We start from the raw sequence: 5,265 nt of genomic DNA, 5'->3' as shown, positions 1-5,265 counted from the left end.
TAAGATTGAAGAATATGGATACGATACATTCACAACAGTAGCAAACTCTATTGAGAATCATTATGAAAGGATTCTGAACTTCTTTGTGAACAGGAGTACAAATGCAGCAGCGGAAGCATTTAATGCTAAAATCAAAGCATTTAGGGCATCATTTAGAGGAGTAGTGGATATGAGCTTCTTCCTTTTTAGGCTAGCAAAGGTATATGCATGAAGGGAATTGACTAAACTTAATCCCCCAAGAATTACAACTGAGCCATAAAAACGATGGAATACCTATATTTATTGCCCATAGTATTCATGATTCATGAATTTGAAGAGATAATAATGCTTCCGACATGGTTGGATAAGAACAAGGCTATGTTGTACATGCGCTTCCCTTTTATGAAAGATAAAGTAGATTCTTTGAGTAATGCGCCGGTTTTTGCCTTGACGGTATTGGAAGAGTTTATAATTATATCAGCCTGTACGGTTATGTCAATCTGCATGAATGATTTGACGGTTTGGTATTGTTGTTTGATTGCCTTTGGTTTGCACCTGATAGTGCATATCATTCAGTTTTTGGTGATAAGAAAGTATATACCTGTTATTGTTACGTCAGTATTATGTTTACCGTATTGTATTTGGGTGTTTATTCAGGTTAAAGACTATTATACGCTGAATGAAACATTGCTTTGGGGATTTGCCGGCGTTGTGGTTTGTGTTGTGAATCTACTGTTAATGCATAAGATAAGCCCTAAGTTGTGGAGTTGGATGAATGGTAATAATAGAATATAAAAATACCGCTACTCAAAGCATATTCGACTTTGGTAGCGGTATTTTTTATAGTGCAACTACTAATCTGTTAGAATTTGAAGAAGTTCTTAGCATTGTTGTAGCTGATATCTTCAATCATTTGGTTTACGCGTTCCATTTCAGATGCAGGGATTTCTCCGTTCTCTACGTCGCGTCCTACCAAGTTACATAATGTACGGCGGAAATATTCATGACGCGGGTAGGATAGGAAAGAACGAGAGTCTGTCAACATACCTACAAAGCGGCTTAGGAGACCAAGCACAGACAAGGCGTTCATTTGTTTTTCCATACCATCCTTTTGGTCGAGGAACCACCATCCCGAACCAAACTGAATTTTTCCCGGGATAGAACCATCTTGGAAGTTGCCCAACATAGTTGCAATCACTTCATTTGCGCATGGGTTCAGGTTATAAAGGATTGTTTTAGTCAATTTGCCATTGGTATTCAGGCGGTCAAGGAATTTAGCCATTACTTTGGCTGTGGTGAATTCACCGATAGAGTCGAAACCGGTGTCAGCGCCCAGTAATTTGAACATCTTGGTGTTGTTATTGCGGATAGCGCCGTAGTGGAACTGTTGAGTCCATCCTTTTTCCCAGTCCATTTCACCGAAGATAACAAGCATGGCTGATTTGAATTTCAGAATTTCTTCTTTGGTCAATTCTGTGCCGCCATATACCTTATTAAATATAGCCTTGATTTCAGCATCGGTATAATCTTCTGCATAGAATTCTTCAATACCATGGTCAGACAGACGGCAACCTTGTTCTGCGAAGAAGTCGTGACGTTTGCGCAAAGCAGCGATCATATCATCGAAATTGGAGATAGTAACACCGCTAACTTCTGCCAGCTTTTCTACATAACTACGGAAATCAGCAGGGACTTCTACAGCCATAGCCTTATCAGGACGCCAAGTTGGCAACATCTTGATTTCAAATCCGCTTTCACGTGTTTTGATGTGATATTCCAGTGAATCGATAGGATCATCCGTAGTACAAACTACCTCTACGTGATAGCGACGCATCATTCCACGAGCTGAATATTCAGGTTGAGACAGCTTTTCGTTACATTCATCGTAAATTTCGCGTGCTGTTTGCGGATTCAATATTTTATTGATACCAAATGCAGTTTTCAATTCGAGGTGAGTCCAGTGGTACAGTGGATTACGGAAAGTATAAGGAACTGTTTCCGCCCATTTTTCGAATTTTTCCCAATCTGTGGTATCTTTTCCTGTGCAGAAACGTTCATCTACGCCGTTTGTACGCATTGCACGCCATTTGTAGTGGTCACCGCCTAACCAGATTTCAGTCAGTGATTTAAACTTGTAGTCGTCAGCTACCATTTGAGGGATGAGATGACAGTGATAGTCGATGATCGGCATTTTAGCCGCATGCTCGTGATACAACTTTTGCGCGGTTTCTGTTTGCAGCAAGAAGTTTTCGTCCATGAAGTTCTTCATTATTACTGTGTTTTAAGTATATAAAATTATTACTTTCTGTATTTATACCTATATCGTATTGATTTTAAAGCTAATAGGCGTAAATCTCGTTTTAGTTTTATTAACCGTTATCGAACACAAAAATAGAAAATTTACTTGGAGTAACAAAATAATTCGTATATTTGCAGCGATTATTTATAATATTTAAGTTTTAGCACTATGGAGGACCAGAACTATACCATTAAAGACATAGCCCGTATGGCCGGTGTTTCCGCCGGAACGGTGGATAGGGTGTTGCACAATCGTGGCGACGTGTCTCCCAAAAGCAAAGCTAAAGTACAAAAGGTACTGGATGAGATTCATTATCAACCCAATGTGTTTGCTATCGGTTTGGCTGCTAAAAAGAAATATTCTTTCCTCTGCCTGATACCTTATTATATAGAACATGACTATTGGCATTCGGTAGTCGGGGGGATTGAGCGTGCCCGGCAAGAGTTGCGTCCTTTTAATGTGGGTATAGATTATCTGTGTTACCATCATGGAGATGAGAAAAGTTATCAGGAAGCCTGCCTTGCTATAAAAGAAAAGAATGTAGACGCAGTGTTGATTTCTCCGAATTTCCGGGAAGAGACGCTGGCGCTGACAGCTTATCTGCAGGAAAATAAGATAGCTTATGCTTTTGTTGATTTCAATATGGAAGAAGCGAGAGCCTTGACGTATATTGGGCAGGATTCCTATAAGAGCGGATATATTGCAGCAAAAATATTGATGCGCAACTATTCGGCGGGAGAAGGTCAGGAGTTAGTCTTGTTTTTAAGTAATAATAAAGATAATCCGGCTGAAATACAGATGCAACGTCGTTTGGACGGTTTTATGAGTTACATAGCCGAGGAATATAACAACCTGGTAATCCATGAGGTTATACTCAATAAATCTGATCAGGAAAGCAATCAACAGACATTAGATGAGTTTTTCCGGGCACATCCGAAGGCTGCGCTGGGAGTTGTATTTAATTCCAGGGTGTATCAGTTGGGAGAGTATCTCCGTCATGCGGGACGTAGCATGAAAGGGCTGATAGGATATGACCTTCTGAAAGCAAATGTAGAGTTGCTAAAATCAGGTGATGTGCATTATTTAATCGGGCAACGTCCGGGATTGCAAGGGTATTGCGGGGTGAAGGCTTTGTGCGACCATGTTGTGTTTAAGAAGTCTGTTGAACCTGTAAAGTATATGCCTATCGACATCCTGATTAAGGAGAATATTGATTTTTATTTTGAATTTGTATAATATCAACTTTATAAATTACAACTAACATGAAAGCATTAAACAAAGAAACTGCTCCTAAAACACAACGTCCGGAGCGTATTATCCAATTTGGCGAAGGTAACTTCTTGCGTGCATTTGTTGATTGGATTATTTACAACATGAACCAGAAAACCGACTTCAATAGCAGCGTAGTAGTGGTTCAACCCATTGATAAAGGTATGGTCGATATGCTGAATGCACAAGACGATCTTTATCATGTTAATCTTCAAGGATTGGATAAAGGCGAAGTTGTTAACAGCTTGACAATGATCGATGTAATCAGTCGTGCACTGAATCCATATTCTCAAAATGACGAGTTCATGAAATTGGCAGAGCAACCTGAAATGCGTTTTGTTATTTCAAACACTACAGAGGCTGGTATCGCTTTTGATCCGTCTTGCAAACTTGAAGATGCTCCTGCTTCATCTTATCCGGGTAAGCTGACTCAATTGCTGTATCATCGTTTCAAAACATTTAATGGTGATAAGACAAAAGGTTTGATTATTTTCCCTTGCGAACTTATTTTCCTGAATGGACATAAGTTGAAAGAAACTATTTATCAATATATTGAATTGTGGAACCTGGGTAATGAGTTCAAGACTTGGTTTGAAGAAGCTTGTGGCGTATATGCAACATTGGTAGACCGTATCGTTCCGGGATTCCCGCGCAAAGATATTGCTGCTATCAAAGAAAAACTGCAATACGATGATAACTTGGTTGTTCAGGCTGAAATCTTCCATCTGTGGGTGATTGAAGCTCCGCAGGAAGTTGCCAAAGAGTTCCCGGCTGATAAGGCAGGACTGAATGTGTTATTTGTTCCTTCGGAAGCTCCTTACCACGAACGTAAGGTAACTCTGTTGAATGGCCCGCACACTGTTCTTTCTCCGGTGGCTTATCTTTCTGGTGTGAATATTGTGCGTGAAGCTTGTGAACATGAGGTTATTGGTAAATATATCCACAAGGTAATGTTCGATGAATTGATGGAAACATTGAATTTACCGAAAGATAAGTTGGAGAAATTCGCCAACGATGTATTGGAACGTTTCAACAATCCATTTGTAGATCATGCAGTGACAAGCATCATGCTGAATTCTTTCCCAAAATATGAAACTCGTGATTTACCGGGATTGAAGACTTATCTCGAACGTAAAGGCGAACTTCCTAAAGGCCTGGTACTTGGTTTGGCTGCTATCATTACTTATTATAAAGGTGGTGTACGTGCTGACGGCGCTGAAATTGTACCAAATGATGCTCCTGAAATCATGAACCTGCTGAAAGAACTTTGGGCAACCGGTTGTACAAAGAAAGTAACCGAAGGTGTTCTGGCTGCTGACTTTATCTGGGGAGAAGATTTGAATAAGATCCCGGGATTGGCAGAAGCTGTAAAAGCAAACTTGGATTCTATCCAGGAAAAAGGAATGCTTGAAACTGTGAAAGGTATTCTGTAATTAGTCGCCCCTTAGAATGTGCTTTTACGCCTAATAATCAACATATTAATATATAAATTGCTTTGATATATCTGCAAGTTTTTGTATCTTTATGGTTGAAAACTTGCAGATTATTATGATAAACAAGACCACCCCTCAGCCCTCCTTGTTCAGCTCTTTGACAGACCAGCTGAATCCCAGGCATCCCTTATACCTGCTTGCCAATAAGATAGACTGGCGCCGTTTTGAAGAAGCTTTCTCCCCGCTATACTGTGCCGTCAACGGTCGTCCGGCCAAACCCATCCG

General features: G+C 40.1%; 5 protein-coding genes and 1 pseudogene. 5 read left to right on the top strand and 1 reads right to left on the bottom strand.

The genetic code is table 11. The features are described 5' to 3' along the window. Both HMPREF0106_RS02325 and HMPREF0106_RS02330 read left to right on the top strand, forming a co-directional pair. The coding region (locus HMPREF0106_RS02325; protein ID WP_009041069.1) for a transposase at positions 1-211 on the top strand (211 nt) is incomplete at its 5' end. Between the two features lie 53 nt (positions 212-264). Next, positions 265-774: an HXXEE domain-containing protein gene (locus tag HMPREF0106_RS02330; RefSeq protein WP_009041068.1), complete on the top strand. Its 510-nt coding sequence runs from the start codon at positions 265-267 to the stop codon at positions 772-774. Between the two features lie 67 nt (positions 775-841). Here the strand turns inward: HMPREF0106_RS02330 and uxaC are convergent, their stop codons facing one another. After that, positions 842-2,248 (bottom strand): glucuronate isomerase, encoded by a 1,407-nt coding sequence (gene uxaC / locus HMPREF0106_RS02335; protein WP_009041067.1) that lies wholly within the window; start codon positions 2,246-2,248, stop codon positions 842-844. Between the two features lie 198 nt (positions 2,249-2,446). Here uxaC and HMPREF0106_RS02340 point away from each other — a divergent pair, with 198 nt between their 5' ends. The 3 genes and pseudogenes from HMPREF0106_RS02340 to HMPREF0106_RS27250 all read left to right on the top strand — a co-directional run. Then, entirely contained in the window at positions 2,447-3,514 is a 1,068-nt protein-coding gene (locus HMPREF0106_RS02340) for a substrate-binding domain-containing protein (RefSeq protein ID WP_004316195.1), read from the top strand. Positions 3,515-3,540: 26 nt separating this feature from the next. Further along, the gene (locus HMPREF0106_RS02345) at positions 3,541-4,980 is read left to right on the top strand and encodes a tagaturonate reductase (protein WP_009041066.1); all 1,440 of its coding nucleotides are present in this window, start codon (positions 3,541-3,543) and stop codon (positions 4,978-4,980) included. Positions 4,981-5,095: 115 nt separating this feature from the next. After that, positions 5,096-5,265 (top strand): annotated as a pseudogene (locus tag HMPREF0106_RS27250) (IS5/IS1182 family transposase); the annotation flags it as partial.

The organism is Bacteroides sp. D22 (assembly GCF_000163675.1).
GTDB lineage: Bacteria > Bacteroidota > Bacteroidia > Bacteroidales > Bacteroidaceae > Bacteroides > Bacteroides xylanisolvens.
The sequence above is the reverse complement of the archived record's forward strand: the minus strand, read 5'-3'. Positions and strand labels throughout refer to the sequence as shown.